14 protein-coding genes are annotated in these 15,879 nt (G+C 46.4%); 6 read left to right on the top strand and 8 right to left on the bottom strand.

Annotated features, from left to right (window positions below; genetic code table 11):
- Positions 1-121 precede the first annotated feature (121 nt).
- The 5 genes from HMPREF1493_RS03060 to HMPREF1493_RS03040 form a co-directional block, all read right to left on the bottom strand.
- On the bottom strand, positions 122-2,038 hold the full coding sequence (locus tag HMPREF1493_RS03060; protein WP_035427760.1) for an ABC transporter ATP-binding protein: 1,917 nt from the start codon (positions 2,036-2,038) through the stop codon (positions 122-124).
- On the bottom strand, positions 2,031-3,932 hold the full coding sequence (locus tag HMPREF1493_RS03055; RefSeq protein ID WP_051485238.1) for an ABC transporter ATP-binding protein: 1,902 nt from the start codon (positions 3,930-3,932) through the stop codon (positions 2,031-2,033). Before HMPREF1493_RS03055 ends, HMPREF1493_RS03060 begins: the two co-directional genes overlap by 8 nt.
- Positions 3,917-4,381 carry a MarR family winged helix-turn-helix transcriptional regulator gene (locus HMPREF1493_RS03050; protein WP_035427759.1) on the bottom strand — a complete coding sequence of 155 codons (465 nt, stop codon included), beginning with the start codon at positions 4,379-4,381 and terminating at the stop codon, positions 3,917-3,919. Before HMPREF1493_RS03050 ends, HMPREF1493_RS03055 begins: the two co-directional genes overlap by 16 nt.
- Before the next feature lie 143 nt (positions 4,382-4,524).
- Complete coding sequence (locus HMPREF1493_RS03045; protein WP_035427758.1) at positions 4,525-5,421, bottom strand: alpha/beta fold hydrolase; 897 nt, start codon at positions 5,419-5,421, stop codon at positions 4,525-4,527.
- A 21-nt stretch (positions 5,422-5,442) separates the two neighbouring features.
- Positions 5,443-7,482: a class I tRNA ligase family protein gene (locus tag HMPREF1493_RS03040; protein WP_035427757.1), complete on the bottom strand. Its 2,040-nt coding sequence runs from the start codon at positions 7,480-7,482 to the stop codon at positions 5,443-5,445.
- A 127-nt stretch (positions 7,483-7,609) separates the two neighbouring features.
- On the opposite strand from HMPREF1493_RS03040, the gene HMPREF1493_RS03035 reads away from it, so the two are divergent.
- The 3 genes from HMPREF1493_RS03035 to queA are packed head-to-tail and all read left to right on the top strand — an operon-like array spanning position 7,610 to position 10,261.
- On the top strand, positions 7,610-8,476 hold the full coding sequence (locus tag HMPREF1493_RS03035; RefSeq protein ID WP_035427756.1) for a CPBP family intramembrane glutamic endopeptidase: 867 nt from the start codon (positions 7,610-7,612) through the stop codon (positions 8,474-8,476).
- Entirely contained in the window at positions 8,476-9,108 is a 633-nt protein-coding gene (locus HMPREF1493_RS03030; protein WP_232215494.1) for an epoxyqueuosine reductase QueH, read from the top strand. Before HMPREF1493_RS03035 ends, HMPREF1493_RS03030 begins: the two co-directional genes overlap by 1 nt.
- Positions 9,098-10,261: a tRNA preQ1(34) S-adenosylmethionine ribosyltransferase-isomerase QueA gene (queA, locus tag HMPREF1493_RS03025; RefSeq protein WP_035427755.1), complete on the top strand. Its 1,164-nt coding sequence runs from the start codon at positions 9,098-9,100 to the stop codon at positions 10,259-10,261. The genes HMPREF1493_RS03030 and queA overlap by 11 nt, the downstream gene beginning before the upstream one ends.
- Before the next feature lie 118 nt (positions 10,262-10,379).
- On the opposite strand, the gene HMPREF1493_RS03020 is transcribed toward queA, so the two are convergent.
- A complete protein-coding gene (locus tag HMPREF1493_RS03020; RefSeq protein WP_035427754.1) occupies positions 10,380-11,690 on the bottom strand; it encodes a coiled-coil domain-containing protein in 1,311 nt (436 codons plus the stop codon).
- Between the two features lie 183 nt (positions 11,691-11,873).
- Between HMPREF1493_RS03020 and HMPREF1493_RS03015 the strand changes: the two genes are divergently transcribed.
- Both HMPREF1493_RS03015 and HMPREF1493_RS03010 read left to right on the top strand, forming a co-directional pair.
- Positions 11,874-12,146 carry an HPr family phosphocarrier protein gene (locus tag HMPREF1493_RS03015; protein WP_035427753.1) on the top strand — a complete coding sequence of 91 codons (273 nt, stop codon included), beginning with the start codon at positions 11,874-11,876 and terminating at the stop codon, positions 12,144-12,146.
- A gap of 66 nt (positions 12,147-12,212) precedes the next feature.
- Positions 12,213-12,590 carry a phage holin family protein gene (locus HMPREF1493_RS03010; protein WP_035427752.1) on the top strand — a complete coding sequence of 126 codons (378 nt, stop codon included), beginning with the start codon at positions 12,213-12,215 and terminating at the stop codon, positions 12,588-12,590.
- On the opposite strand, the gene HMPREF1493_RS03005 is transcribed toward HMPREF1493_RS03010, so the two are convergent.
- The gene (locus HMPREF1493_RS03005; RefSeq protein WP_035427751.1) at positions 12,559-13,785 is read right to left on the bottom strand and encodes an Mbeg1-like protein; all 1,227 of its coding nucleotides are present in this window, start codon (positions 13,783-13,785) and stop codon (positions 12,559-12,561) included. The two genes, HMPREF1493_RS03010 and HMPREF1493_RS03005, sit on opposite strands and share 32 nt — an antisense overlap.
- Before the next feature lie 72 nt (positions 13,786-13,857).
- Here HMPREF1493_RS03005 and HMPREF1493_RS03000 point away from each other — a divergent pair, with 72 nt between their 5' ends.
- On the top strand, positions 13,858-15,003 hold the full coding sequence (locus tag HMPREF1493_RS03000) for an acyltransferase (RefSeq protein ID WP_051485237.1): 1,146 nt from the start codon (positions 13,858-13,860) through the stop codon (positions 15,001-15,003).
- Between the two features lie 5 nt (positions 15,004-15,008).
- Here HMPREF1493_RS03000 and HMPREF1493_RS02995 read toward each other — a convergent pair whose 3' ends face one another.
- Complete coding sequence (locus tag HMPREF1493_RS02995) at positions 15,009-15,851, bottom strand: YaaA family protein (protein ID WP_035427750.1); 843 nt, start codon at positions 15,849-15,851, stop codon at positions 15,009-15,011.
- Positions 15,852-15,879 lie beyond the last annotated feature (28 nt).

The following is a 15,879-nucleotide window of genomic DNA, read 5'->3' as shown; positions in this document are numbered from 1 at the left end:
GCCTAAAAGCCGACGCTAACACGCTGCAGAATCATAATCCCCCGCATATGAACTGCCTCCCATTTCTTGGACATAAGAAATGGGAGGCAGTTCGATGACAAGGCGTTTTACGTGTCAGACGTTACTCAAGCTCAAAGGCTCCTGTGTAGAGCTGGTAGTACGTTCCTCGCTTGGCGAGAAGTTCGTCGTGTGTACCGCGCTCAATAATGCGACCGTGGTCAAGTACGACAATAACATCTGCATTTCTAACCGTAGAAAGACGGTGAGCAATAACAAAGGTGGTGCGGTCGTACATCAGAGCGTCCATACCACGCTGGACAATTGCTTCAGTACGTGTGTCAATGCTGGAGGTAGCTTCGTCCAGAATCATGACGGGTGGATCTGCAACCGCAGCGCGGGCAATGGAGATGAGCTGGCGCTGTCCTTGGGAGAGGGCGCTGCCGTTGTCCTTAAGCATAGTGTGGTAACCCTCTGGAAGACGTCTGATAAAGTCATCGGCACCAGCAAGTTTTGCGGCCTTCACGCAGTCCTCATCAGTAGCATCAAGACGGCCGTAGCGGATGTTATCCAAGACGGTACCTGTAAAGAGATTGACGTCTTGCAGAACAATACCGAGAGCACGACGAAGAGCGCTCTTTCTAATCTTGTTAATGTTGATGCCGTCATAGCGAATCTTGCCGTCTTCAATGTCATAGAAGCGGTTGAGCAGGTTAGTAATGGTTGTTTTACCAGCACCTGTTGCGCCAACAAAGGCAACCTTCTGACCAGGTTTTGCATAAAGAGAAATATCATGCAACACGGTGTGGCCAGGCTCGTAGCCAAAGTCAACATCAAAGAGGCGAACGTCTCCCTTAACAGGGGTGTAAGTAACCGTGCCGTCACTGTGTGGATACTTCCAAGCCCAGTAACCGGTGCGGTATTCAGCTTCCTGAACTTTACCGTCAATGGTTTCTGCGTTGACTAAAGTAACGTAACCTTCTTCAGTCTCTACTGGTTCATCAAGTAGCTCAAAAACTCGGTTAGCACCAGCGATACCCATAACAACAGAGTTAATCTGACTAGAAATCTGGTTGATCTGAGCGGAGAACTGACGTGTCATGTTGAGGAAGGGGACAGCTACAGCAATGGTGAAAGGCAGTCCAGACAAAGAAACGTTTTGAATGTTCAGAGCAATAAACACACCAGAAACTACAGCAACTACAACGTACATAATGTTGCCCAGATTGTTGAGGATAGGCATAAGCGTGTTGGCATAAAGATTTGCATTTCTTGCAACAACCATCAGCTCATCGTTGATTTTGTCAAATGATTCAATAGTTTCTGCCTCATGACTAAAGACCTTAACGATCTTCTCGCCATTCATCATTTCCTGAATGTGACCCTCAACATCTGCGGTAGTTTTCTGAGTCTTAACAAAGTTTTTTGCGGACTTACCGCCAAGGTTTTTAGTAGCAAGACCCATCAAAGAGAAGCCAAACAGAACGACCATGGCCATAAGTGCGCTGTAGTAAAACATGATGAATACTACTGCGATGATAACCACAGAGGTAAAGAGGAGGTTTGGAAGACTGGTGCCAATCATCTGGCGCATTGCGTCAATATCATTGGTGTAATAGCTCATGATGTCGCCATTGAGGTGCGTATCAAAGTACCTAATAGGCAAGTCCTGCATATGGGAGAACATCTTTGAACGCCATTTTTGCAGAGCTCCCTGGGTGACAATAGCCATACCCTGGGTAGAGATGATATTCGCAAGAAGTCCAATGACGTAGAAGGTGGCGAGAAGAGCTACGTTCTGGAAGACTAAGCCTTCAGCAGAACTCCAGTCACCAGTATCAATAAAGTTAGAGATGATAGAGAGGATTCGTTCCAAGAAGACACTTGGGAGTGACTGCATAATTGCTTGGATAACAGCACCAAGGAGTGCTATAGGGAGAAGGACAGGATAGAACTCCCAGAGCATTTTAATGGTTCGAGTAAGAATTTTTCCCACGGGAAGCTTTGGTCTTGTGTTGTTTGTTTCTGTTGCCCTACTCATGAGAAGTCACCTCACCTTCCTGAGACTGATTTTCATCAACACTTTGCTTGTTCTGTGAGAAGTACACTTCGCGGTAGATTGGGTTATCTTTCAGGAGTTCTTCGTGCGTACCAATTGCGTTAACGCGACCGTTATCCAGAACAATAATCTTGTCAGATTCTTCGATACTGGAAGTACGCTGAGCAATGATGATCTTGGTGGTATCAGGCAAGAAATCTTTAAGACCAGAGCGAATTAAAGAATCTGTCTTTGTATCAACAGCACTGGTAGAGTCATCAAGAATAAGTACTTTTGGACGTCTAAGCAGTGCGCGCGCAATACAGAGTCGCTGCTTCTGACCACCAGAAACGTTGTTGCCACCCTGCTCGATATGAGTCTCATATTTATCAGGGAAGGTTTGAACAAAGCTATCAGCCTGAGCAAGACGAGCTGCCTCAAGAATCTCTTCATCGGTAGCGTCAGGGTTACCCCACAGGAGATTCTCTTTGATGGTACCGCTAAAGAGAACGTTTTTCTGAAGAACCATGGCAACAGCACCACGAAGAGTGTCAATGTCATAGTCTTTGACATTGTGTCCGCCAACAGAAACGCTACCAGCGGTTACATCGTATAAGCGAGGAATAAGCTGCACCAGCGTGGACTTTGCAGAACCGGTACCACCGATGATACCGATGACCTCACCAGAGTTGATGTGAAGATCTACACCAGACAGGGCTTCTCGACCCTCTGGACCGGAATAGGAGAATCCAACGTTCTCAAAATCAATGGATCCGTCTGTAACCTCGGTCAGAGGATTTTCTGGGTTGTTAATAGTGGAAGTTGCAAGAAGTACCTCACAGATGCGGCGAGCACCTTCTTCTGCAATGATGATCATGGCAAAGACAAAGGAAAGCATCATGAGTGACATAAGCATCATAAAGCCATACGTAATAAGCGAAGAAAGCTGTCCAACGCCAAATGCAGTTCCTTGAGAAGAGACAATCAGGTACGAGCCAAAGTACAGAATGAAGACAAACAGCACGTAAATAGTGAAGTTCATAAATGGAGAGTTCAGAGCCATGAGCCTCTCGGCTGCTGTAAAATCTTCGCGCAGCTCTTCTGAAGCTTTATCAAATTTCTGACGCTCAAAGTTTTCATTTACAAATGACTTAACAACGCGGATACCAGCCAAGTTTTCTTCAGCGGATTCATTGAGTGCGTCGTATCTCTTAAATACCTTTTTAAAAATAGGAATGACTCTAGAAATAATGAAGTAGAGGCCAATTCCTAGAAGAGGCATGACGGCAACAAAAATAATGGCAAGCCAGCCGCCCATGATAAAGCCGGCAATAAACGCTGCAATAAACATAAATGGAGCACGAACGGCCATGCGGATGAGCATCATAAATGCCATTTGTACGTTAGAAATATCCGTAGTAAGGCGTGTTACTAACGATGACGAAGAGAATGCATCAATAGTGGTAAACGAGAAATTTTGGATATTACGGAACATATCACGACGAAGATTGCGTGCAAAGCCCGTGGATGCTTTGGCAACAGAAATACCGGATAGTGTTCCAAACAGTAGCGACAGCATTGCCATAGCAGCAAGAACAGCGCCAGACTGAATGACAGCGTTTAGTTCTGCCCCCGTACGAAGCGTATCAACAAGATTGGCTGTTCTAAAAGGAATGAGGATTTCTAAGATGGTCTCAATTAACACAAAGAGAGGAGTGAGGATAGTGTCTCTTTTGAATTCACCGATACTCTTTGAAAGCACTAAAGCAATCTCTTTAATGGAAAGATTACTGACATCTACAATACCTGTCAGGGTAGAGGGAGCCAAGGTAGTATCTGCTTCAGATGTTTCAACCATGCTTTCAAGTTCTTCAGTTGAAGTTACTTCTTCTGACATGCTTTTTCTCCTTTCTCATCTCTGTTAATTGTGTCCCAATGTTCAACTAAACGATCTAGATATGCGCAGAATGTAACTTTTTCTTCATCTGAAAGAACCGACAAAGCCTGTGCTTCAAATGACTCGATGGCCTCTTGAGCTTCTTTTGCTTGTTTTCGACCTTCTTTTGTCAAAGAAAGAAGTGTTTGTCTGCGATCTTTGTCTACGCGCGTACGTTCAACAAGACCTTTTGCTTCAAGTTTGCTCACCATTTCTGAAAGAGATGCAGATGTATTCTTTGTCTTGGCGAGAAGATCTTTTTGGGTCATATCTCCATCACGATAGAGCGCAGTCAAAATAAATTGTTGACCGCCACGACATCCGCGCGTGATGTAAAGATAATGACCTAGATGGCCAAGATTGCGAATAATGTGCATCTCTTGAGTAGGTGAGGTTGATGCTTGATGCATGAGCACCTCCCGTAACAGAAATAATTCTTGCTAGGTATTTTACTCAAAAATCCTGAGATAGCAAGGTACTTAACAATTAAGTACCGAAGTTTTATTTTCTTGAAATAAAAGCAGGTAAATTACTTAAAGTTTCAGTGCCGTTCTTAAAGATAGGCAAAATTTGCAAAAATTCTTCTCACCACCGCACCAGGAGACACCTTGGGAACATTGTGAGGGCATCCTGGAATGAAGAGAAGTCGAGCGGTAGGAATTGCCTCAGCAATACGGCGAGTTTCCTCTGGATAAATCTCGTCGTACTCTCCTGCCATGACAACAACAGGAACGGAGATGTGTTCAAGGGACGCGGGGTCAATATGAGGGTTATCTACCATGAGTTCCAAATGCTCTGCAATACGAGCCGCCTCAGCAGGCGAGGGAACGGGATAGCCATCTTCTAGAACAGCACCTTCCCAACCTTGAGCTGCCCAACGTTTATTGCCCTTGATACTTTCATAGAGCCAGGTCATATCACCTAACGTGTCAGGCTCAAGATTTGCTCCGATAGATACGAGGGAGGCAACTACGTCTGGATAGTCACGTGCCAGAAGAAGACCAAGAATAGCTCCGTCAGAAAAGCCCACAATATGTGCAGATGAAATACCAAGCTGCCTCAGGACAACATACGCATCTTCTGCCATCTGCTCGTAGGTAAAGGCGGCAGTTCCTCGGGTGCTTAAACCCTGATCTCTTGAATCAATACCAATTGCGATGTAACCGCGGCTGCATACTTCATCAATGATGGTGCCAAAAATTCCGTGCTCTTCTCCATTTCCGTGGAGAAAAACAATGGGAGTTGCAAACGTATCATCGGGAACAGACGCCAAATAAGCCGCAGTTGAAGCGAGGTCTTCACAGGGTTTCTCGCCAGCAGAGGTGTGGGGAGTGTAGACAAACGTTGCAATTTCTGCGCCGTCATCAAGCAACACCTGAAGATGGCTCTTCAGGTGTGCTGTTGGCTTGCTATAAGGTTTTGGGCGGTAGACGGGCGGAAACTCAACCACGTATGCTCCTAGCTGCGCGTTTTAATTCTTCTGGCTGGGATGTGCTTTGAAGAAGTCAAAGCGAGGAGGAAGCTCTTCAAGCTGGTGCTCCTCTGCGCTCTGGCCAAGTTTTGCCGCAAGCTCTTTTGGACCCATAAAGGCGTTCTCCCAAGAGAAGAACTCCTCATGTGGGAAGTTGAGAGCATCTGCAATGCGCTCGCAGCCTTCCGGAACAGCCGGGTGCATAAGCAGTGTGATGGTCTTGAGCGCATAGAATGCATCAGCAAGTGCCTGGTCGTAGGCCTCGTCATTGCCCTGAGCGGCCTTGGAAGCCTCGCCCCAACGCTTGTTTTCTGCGCGAGCATACTCATCAACAGCGGCAAGTGCAGAGTGTGCGTCAAAGCCGTATGCAAGCTGCTCGTACTTCAGCAGAACCTCTTGAGCAGCATCGATAACTTCCTGGTGAGGCTCACTGATGGGCAGGTGACCACCACACGCATTGGCTGCACCATACAGGCAGCTACGAGCCATGCGGTTAAAGATGTTAGTGAGAAATGCTGACTCCTTGAGCGCTGGATCAACAACGCGAGGGTCATCCTTTACCAGAAGATCTGGCTCGCCGTCTTTGCCCTTCCTGGATACAGAGGTGTCAAAAGCCTTTGGCGAGAAGGACACGGCACGCTGATCAAGGCCAAGTGAGAGCCAGTGAGCGCGAAGCTGCTCTGGAGTGTAGAACTCAAGGAGCTCTTCAGCCATTGGAGGCTTGATAGCACCAGAGCTGGAAGCCTTCTTGTTCATGAAGAGAATGTGGTAGTTAGCAACGGGAGTATCGGTGATAAGACCCCAATCAAGTGCATCCCACAGCGGGTTCTGGACAATGCAGTAGAAGAAGATGTTGTCCTGACCAATGAACTGGTAGACAGCAGCATCGTCACTGCACCACCAATCGCGCCACTCGTCAGAAGAGTAGCGAGAACCACCGTTGCTAGCGTCTTCAGAAAGAGCAGCGCGTGTAAAGGTGATAGGAGCCCAGAGAGACTCAGTCCAAACCCAGATGGTAAGGTCTTTGAGATCTTCAATGTCTGGAGACTTAAGGCCCCAAGAAATGTTGCCCGTCATACGGTAAGGCAAAAGCGTCTTGCTTGTTCTAAAGCGGATTCCAGCCTCTTTGAGTTTCTCGCGAGCTTCATCTCTATCTTGCCAGTTTTCAAAAACAACAGAGAAGGAAGAAGCGTTACCTTCTGGCTCAATGACATTATGAGCTGGGAGGGAAGAGGCAACGCCGTCAAAGTCTTGGCGGTAGGAATTTTGAATGTAGATAATAGGCTCGGTCAGAGTCTCTTGAACGGTAGAGGTAACAACTGAGCGAATCTGTGGGTTGTTCTTCCACTTTTCTACCAGGTTGTTTAGAAACTCTTTGTATTGTGGCAGGTCAAAGTACCAGCTTGGTGCAGGACGAAGCTCTGGCGTGGTGCCGGTGAGCTGCGAAATAGGGGCAATGAGCTCCTCTGGGTTGAACTGATGACCCAGGTCGCATTCTTCTGCATAAGCCTTCTCTGACTTGCAGCCCTTAATAGGGCAACGTCCATTGACCTGGCGACCATTAAGGAATGTGTGAGCCTCGGTATCGTAAAACTGTTTAGTTGAGAGCTTGGAGAGTTTACCGCGCTCGTAGAGGCGGTGCATGATGCTGTCAGCCATCTCTTCGTGGATCTTTGCGGCGGGTTCTAGCGCGGAACCGCCGTAGAAATCAAGCGAGATATTGTAGGCGTTAAGAGCGCTTTTCTGCAGGTTGTGATTATGATTAACGTAATCAAGGATGGTACCCTCGTAGCCCTCTTCTTCAACCTTTTTGCGATAGCCCTCTGCAATAGGAGAGCCATAGCAATCAGTTCCCGAGATAAACAAAACGTTTTTCTGGCCAATTCGATCTCTTAAGAAACGAGCAAAGAAATCTGCTGGGACAAAGACGCCCGCAATGTGTCCAAAGTGGAGATTCTTATTACCGTAGGGCATACCACCGGTAATGACAGCGCGCTTAGGAAAATGAGGGCGGTTGTTCATGTCGTAGCTTTCGGCCATGGATACCTCGCAGTTGGAATTAGTAGATTACGCAAATTATCTTCTTATTCTAATCTTTTTTGATTCACTACACGAATAGATTCAGAAGTCGATACTATAGTGAGTAGAAATTATGTAAGGAGAGTTTGTGGGAAGAAAAAAGCCAAAGACAAGCCTTGAGTTTGTTCTAAAGGATCCACCAAAGTCTGTGGTGACGCCCTTCCTTGTGGCTGACCTTGCACTTTTGCTTATGTTTGTGTGTCATATTCCGCTGATGGTTATGGGAGAGCTCCCACCCAATGACATCCTTCCAGCCGTGTTGGGTCTTCTAGGAAGCATGTTGGCAGGCGGCTTGATTCTTGTGTGGATTGCCCGCGTCAATAAGCGAGATTTTAGGTCTTTGGGTCTTCGAGTAAGCTCCTGGCCAGGATTTATGCGCGGAGTTACCTTTGGCTTTTTGATGGTGCTGTTTACCTTTGGCTCTATCATGCTCATTGAAGGCTTTGATTTTAACTTCAACGCTTCCTATAACATTTTTGCTGCTCTCTTCTTACTTGTGGCAACCCTTATTGAGTCCGCAGCAGAAGAAATCTTGTTTAGAGGTTACCTACAAACTGGTGTTGCAGCTAAGAGTTCTTTCCCTGTAGCGCTTGTGCTTCAAGCAGTGCTCTTTACCGCAACGTATGGACTAACGCCTAACATCTCTATTGCCGCAGCAATCTCAGTCTTTTTGATGGGCATTCTTTATGGCTTGGTGTTTTGGCTTACCGATAATCTGCTCATGACCATTGCTATGCACTTTATTTGGAACTTTGTAACCGGCCCTATTCTGGGCATCTCGGTTACCACTACGCTTCTTCCTACCACGCTCTTAACAGCGTATCCTGCAGCATCTGAGTTTATCTCGGGTGGCGCCTACGGTATTGAAGCAAGCGTTGTTACCATTTTTGTATGCCTTGCTGCCTGCGCTATAGTAGGTTGGAAATGTTATAAGGCACAAGGCGAGAAGAACTAATGGCTTCAAACATGCTTCAGTCAATTGAGACTCTTTCAGTAGAGCCGGGAACACCGCTGCTGCTCCATGCATGCTGTGGTCCGTGCTCACTTGAGCCCTTAAAACATCTGAGGGAAGAAGGTTTTGAGCCAACCATCTGTTGGACTAATCCTAATATTCAGCCTGTTGAGGAGCATGATAAGCGTCTTCAAACCTTACTTACGTGGGCTCAAGAAGAGGCTCATGTTGAGGTGATTGTGGCAGGAGATCCGCGAGAGCAGTGGGAGCGAGCTGTGGCCCCTCAGGGATTTGAGCGAGACCGTCGCTGTCGTGCTTGTTACGCAATCCGCTTGGCAGAGAGTTGTCGTGTGGCGGCTGAGCGCGGGTTTGAATACGTTTCTACAACACTGGCTGTCTCGCCCTATCAGCTTTTTGATGCGTGCGAGGATGAGCTGGTGTCTATTGCGCATGCTCATGGACTGACGCCTGTATGGAGAGATTTCCGTCCGTATTACCCAGAGGCTACAAAAGAGTCTCGTGAGCTTGGTATGTATCGACAAAATTATTGCGGTTGCAGATATTCTGCGGCCGAGGCTCAGATAGAGCGTCATGAAGCTCGTGACGCAAGAAAGGCAGCACGTCATGCGAACTGACGATTTTGATTACAACCTTCCAGAAGAGCGTATTGCACAAGCTCCTGCTGAGCCAAGAGACTCTTGTAGGCTTTTGGTGCTGCATAGAGAAGATGGCCGCATAGAGCACAAGCACTTCACTGATATTGTGGAGTATCTTGAGCCGGGTGATTTGGTTGTAGTTAACCAGACGCGCGTTATGCCAGCTCGCCTTGTAGGTAAAAAGCAAAATACGGGCGGCGTCTCAGAAACGCTGCTTTTAAAACGTCGAGAAGATATTGATGCTCTTGGTGGCGTATGGGAGTGTCTGGTAAATCCTGGTAAGCGTCTAAAGCCTGGCGCAGTAATTGAATACCGTGCAGGTGGCTTGCATGCTCCTGACTCAGCTCCTGTTGTGTTGACGGGCACCATTGTGGACTTTGTTGACGACAACAGGGGAGGTCGCCTGGTGCGTTTTGAAGCACAGGGAGACCGTACCCTTGATGAGGCTATTCATGAGGCGGGCCACGTTCCACTGCCTCCGTATATTACACAGTACGAGGGAGACCCAGAGAAGTACCAGACGGTCTACGCTATGCAGGACGAGCATTCTGCTGCAGCTCCTACCGCGGGTCTTCACTTTACTCCTGAGCTCATTGAAACCATCAAAGCAAAGGGTGTTCAGTGGGCATCTGTTGAGCTAGAGGTGGGTATTGATACCTTCAGGTTGGTAACAGAGGACGATCCTACTAAGCACGTCATTCATACCGAGCGCTACCACGTAGCTCCAGAAGTTGTAGAAGCAGTAAAGGCTACCAAAGCCGCTGGTCATAAGGTTATTGCCATTGGTACTACCAGTGTTCGCTCGCTTGAAAGTGCTTGGGATAATCAGATTCCTTCAGCTGAGCCTCCTGTTGTTGCCCGTCGCTTTGAGGAGGCAGAAGACTCTGCTGCAGTGACTCATAAAGGCGATATGGTTGCTCGAGAGAATGCAACTACTAATCTGTACCTGATGCCAGGCTCTACATTCCACGTGGTAGATACTATGGTGACCAACTTCCATGTTCCACGTTCAACTTTGATGATGCTTGTTTCTGCCTTTGCAACGCGCGAGCAGATTATGGACGCCTATCAAAGTGCCATTGACGAGAAGTACCGCTTCTTGTCATTTGGTGATGCCATGATCATCATTTAGCGAGTTTGGTTACGTGACCATGACCCTTACGTTTAACTTGAGAGTTTAGATGTAGAAAAAGTGCCCACAGTATTGTGAGCACTTTTTCATACGATGATTTGTCTGGGCAAAGACTAAATTACCAGTTAAAAATCAGCCAAACAAAAGACGCAAGAATCGCTATCATGCCAAGAACAACAATGATGAAGCCAATGCGCTGACCACGAGTTGTCTCTCGAAGGATTTTCTCGCCAGTAATAAGCTCTTTAAGGGTGAGCTGCTTGGTATTGATGTTAATTACCTGCTCGTCAACAGACTTTCTGAGCTCCTCAGTAATTTCTGGTGTTGCATGAATTTCTTTAGCATCGTCAATAATCGACTGTGCTTCATCATGTTTATCTGCTGCTTCGTTAAAGATCTCCTTGGCTGTCTTAATTTTCTCTTCAAGACCCTCTATATCTTTGCTTAGAATCCTCTGACGAGCATTAGCCTCAGCTACTACGGCGTCATATTCTTGCTGTTTCTGCTCATAATCTTTGCGAGCTGCATCAATAGAAGACTCTGAGGACTCCAACGATTTGCCCTGGGTCCAGTAATGCGTTTGTGCCATCTCAAGTGAAGACTGGAAAGAGTTCTGTAGTTCCTCAACTTGCTTTTGGGCCTGCTCTGCACGAGCAAGCTCTGACTTAAGGTCTTCCTCAATGCGAACAATTGCATCGTGATTAGCGGCAGGGTCTGTCTTAAGACCAGCAAGCTCTTCTCTCAGAGAAAGCTGTCTTGCCTGGGAGTTTTCCAGTGCTTTATTTGCAGACGCTACAGCAGCATCGCGTTTCTCGGTAACTTCTTTAAGCTGAGCCTCGGCGTTTTTGACACCACGCTGCGCCTCAGAGATTGTCTTTGAGATATCATCTAGCCTGCCTTTTGCTGTGGCAGCAACTTCTTTGTAAGGCTTAATCTTTGCTTCGTCGTCAACTTTTTGCTGTTCAAGCTTCTGAATAAGCTGGTTTTTCTTAACCGTGAGAAGATCCACTTGCGTAGATTGATCACTCATGACCTGAGCGGTTTCTGCAAAAATTTTCTCTTGCTCAGCGATAATCTGGTCAAATGAGCTCTGTACGTAGTCTCTGTGTTCTAGATCTTGTTTGTCTTGAGCAAGGTGTTCTTGCATCTGCTTAAGCTCTTGCTTTGCAGAGTTTGTCTCTTTGGCAGCGTTGTGGACTTCTTTGGTAGCCTGGAAACCTTCTGCAACAGCGGTTGTGGCGCTCTCAAATGCGCTGCTAACACCTTTTGCTACAACCTGAGTAGTGTCCTTGGCAATCTTTTGAATGTCCTGGGATTTGCTGGGTTCAGGTGTGTCTGCAGACTCATTCTGCTCATTAGAAGTGGTTACTTGAGTATCTATCGTGTCCAATTCCTCAGGTTTTGAGTTTTGGATATCGTTTTCAGCCATGGTGAACCTCCTACAAGAGTTCCGACTTTTTATTTTTACCCTGTTTTTGAGCAAATCATAGTCTAATTTGGTTCTTTCTGGAAATAAGATTGGATATAATACGTTATGTTTTGTTACGATAGTAACGATTAATCGAGAATAACTCTCGAGTAGATTTTTGGTTTCCGGAAGGGGAGTCCACTTATGGTTTCAAAGCAGACTACTATCATCAATGCAACTGGTCTTCACGCTCGTCCAGCATCCGTCTTTGTTTCTGAGGCAAAGAAGTTTGAGAGCAACGTCACCATCAAGAATGTTGACAAGGACTCCGCACCAGTTAACGCTAAGTCCATCATGATGATTCTTGCTGCTGGCCTTGGTACTGGCACCAAGATTGAGATTGCATGCGACGGCGCTGACGAGCAGGCAGCCCTTGACGCTCTCGTTGCTCTTGTTGACAGCGGCTTCGGCGAGTAAGCTAACGGCTACATACTGTGCACGTCAAGCCCGGCTTTGCCGGGCTTTTTTCAAAGAGAGGTTAGTATGACATTTGTTGCAACATGGCTTGTAACTACTGTTGCTACGTTGGTGGCCTGCACCTTAATTCCAGGTCTAACTATTGTGGGAGGATCGTGGGCAGGTCCTATTCTGTTCTCGTTGGTGCTTGCAGCAGTTAACACGGGCATTAAGCCTGTTGTTAAGCTACTCTCATTGCCTATTAATGTGCTGACCCTAGGTATTTTCTCGCTCTTTATTAATGCTTTTATGCTTGAGCTTTCAAGTTTTATTTCTAGGAATTTGCTGCATGCGGGCGTTGCTATTGATTCTTTAGGCACCGCTATCCTGGGATCAATAGTTATCTCAATTGTCTCTTCAATTGTGATTAGCCTTACTGGTTTGAAGAAGGAGAACCTTTCCTAAGTTCCTTCTGGGCTTTATCCAGTTTGGCAAAGCTTTCTGAGATAGCAGAAGTTAGCTGAGAAATCTGGGAAGACTCAGTAATGTTTTCAATCAAAGATGTTGCGGATGCATTGACAAGCGAACCAAGGAGGTCAAAAAAGACTTCTTTGGTTTGCTTTTCTGTTTTAGTGAGTGCCGCAACAACAGGCTGTAAGTTTGCGGGCGAGCTAATAATGTCGCTGAAATAGACTGCTCCGCCTGCCGAAAGGGCGTCAAAGAGCTCGTTAGTAAAGTGCTCACGATCGGAGAGGGGGAGTTCTTTATACCAGTTGCTAAACGCCTCGTTAATCTTTTTACATTCCGGCTGGAAGTCGTCAGCAAACTCAAAGGTGTCGCGCATGACCTGCCATGAAACACCGTCGTGAGCCATCATACCTGTCTCGGAGCTTTTTACGATGAGCTTTGGAACAGCAGGATCATCAAAAATCATGCCAACTACACTAAACTCAGGCAAAATTCTGATGTATTTATCTCCAAGCACCTTGTGGGCTGTGGTGGGAAGAATTTCTGGACACATGTTAGGACCGTCGTTACTCCAGACGCGATCAATTGCGCCAAGCAGCTCTTCAGGACAGACTATTGCTGCGTATGCCGCAAGGTTGCCGCCCTTAGAGTGGCCACCAACCATAACATTTGCGCAGGTAGTGCTATTGCCTGCTGCAAGGTGTTCGCGAATACGTTTCTCAAGGTATAGTGCCGCCGACTTATCAGCGGACGTAACCTGGAAGCTAAGGTTAAGGTTTTCTCGCCAGCCAACCAGGGTACCGTCAGTTCCTCTAAAAGAAACAAACATCTGTCCTGTAGGAAGATAGGCGGTAAATGCTGCAAACTGCAGGTTTTTCTCGACATTAATGCGGTCTACATAGCGACCAAGTTCAATGTTGGCAAAGCGGGGAGCGTTGACCAGTGCTTCAAGGAAGGTTCCGTCAACGCGAGAAAATCCCGTGATAAGAGACGGATCGTCATCGAGTTTCTTCAGCATTTTGGCGCAAGCGTCACCAAGCAGAATGCGTTTCTCGCTACGCTCAGAAGGCACTATGCCGCCAAATCCCAGATAGGAAAGGATTGAGAGAATCAGGTTATCGACGTTGTTAAAAGGGTCATTCTCAAACGTCAGATCGCCGCGCCAGTGTAGATAGTCAACGACATTTGCCATGATGCCTCTTTCCTGCTGGTACTTTTCGTATACTAAGCATAGATGAAGTTTGATTGATTTGGGGAGAAGTCCGTGGAAAAAGCTACAGTTTCTTCAAAAGCAATTGCTACCAAGAAGCGCTTTGTTTTTGCAGATGTTCTTACCATTTTGGCAGGTATTGCTGTTGTTATGCTACATACCTCGCTTAATGTATTCTCGCTTGCCCACACAAAAACTTGGGCCTTCTCTTTAGCTCTGCAAGCAGCGTTTATTTACGCGGTACCCATCTTTTTTATGCTGAGTGGTATGAATTTGCTTGGGTATAGAAGCAAATACTCCACAAAGACATTTTTTATGAAGCGCGCAAGAAAGACGCTGATGGCGCTCATTTTTGGCAGCATAACGGTGTATTTGATGTATGTGCTTTTTCCTACAAAGTTTTGGGGTGCAGAGGAATTTGCTGCGAGCGCCAGCATTGCTGATTTTGTGAAGCGCTTTCTAACCAATAACGTAAACAGCACACTTTGGTTTATCTATACCATTTTGTATCTGTATCTTTTGACACCTGTGCTTTCTTTGGTAGTTCAAAAGAAGGAAACCCTGCTATATGTTATGGCGCTTACGCTCTTTGTGAGCTTTGGATTGCCGCTACTTGAGTTCATTGGCGTTCGCGGTGTTTACTTTGATCAGCTGTTTAGATGGGCTGCGTTTAACAGCGATGGCCTTTTCTACTATCTGCTGGGTTATTATGTTAAGACGTATTACGACGAACTTCCAAAATTTACTAAAAACAATCTTGTGCTTGCTGTAATTTTCTTACTTTCATCTGCGTCCATGTTTGGCTGGGGACTTATTGCTAACAACTTTGGAACCCCACTGACGCCAGAAATGACATATCAGAGTTATCCCATTACTATCAAAAACTTCCTTTGTGTAGTACAAGCGGCATCTTTGTTCTTGTTTGTGCTGAACCTTGAACCAAGTCTGCAGGAGCTTTCCGATGGTACCAAGAAGCGCATCAGCACGGTATCTGCTGGTGTTTTAGGAGTTTATCTGTTCCAGATTCCTGTTATTAACTTCTTGGGACTAAGACTTGGTCGATTCCCATACAGTTTGCTTGGAAATGCTTTTGTACGAGGCATCTTTGTTTTTGCAGTCACAATTGTTGTAGTTATGGCGTTCCAATGGCTGATGAGACAGATAAAGAAAGCTCAAAAGACTAGCACTAAGAACGCTTAAGCCTATTAGTTTTGAGCAGTGACTAGCGTAAGCGTTGCTTCTCCAGAAGCATTTGCTGTGCTTACGTCAACGTCAATGACGCTTGGTAGATTGCTTGCAATTTCTACAATTTGAGACACGCTGACTTCTTCAGAGAGCTTTCCGTTTGCTCGCTGCTCAAAGAGGGCACCTGCGAGTACACCACGCATATGTTTTGCGTTATGCGATACAACACTGCGCTTTCCCGTACTAGGATCTTCTCGCTGAACAACAACTTGCAACAACTCGCTAGGGTGCTTTGCCGATGGCGTCCACATCTTTCTGTATTCTCCCGAGCGGCAATCCACAACTATTTGATCCTTCAGAGCGGCGTTTAACAGGGGATTAAGCTGCTTTTTCCAGTAAGTTGCAACGGTACCAACGGTGGGCAGCTTGATTGAGGCAGACAGTCTATAGTTGGGGAGAAGATCGTGCGGTCTTACAACTCCCCAGAGACCAGAGAAAATCATGATTTCTGAGTTAAGGATATCTGCTGGTAATGTGACTGTTTTCTGCGTGTTTTCTAACGTGGCGTTTTCAAGTGTTTGGTTAAATTTTGCAGCTTCAAAAAGTACGCCAGTATAGAGATTGAGCGCGGTTGTGGTTGGAGCTTCATAGACGTCTAGGTTGTCGGCTATGTCACCGACGGTATTAGGACCAATTTTAAGCATCTGAGCTGCGTTTGCGTGGGAACATACCTGGTGTAAGTCCTTGATGAGTTCTTCTCGACAGCTGGTGAGTTCAGAACCAAACAAAAGTGATGAAAGATTAAGAGAAGGTCCCGAGGTGGGAGCGGTTTTTCCTGATGATGGAGGAAGCAAAATAATCATGAAAATCCTTTTGATACGGGATTTTTAG

The sequence above is a fragment of the Atopobium sp. ICM42b genome (assembly GCA_000564995.1).
In the GTDB taxonomy this organism is placed as follows: domain Bacteria; phylum Actinomycetota; class Coriobacteriia; order Coriobacteriales; family Atopobiaceae; genus Lancefieldella.
Note: the sequence above shows the minus strand (reverse complement) of the source record. Positions and strands in the feature narration are given on the sequence as shown.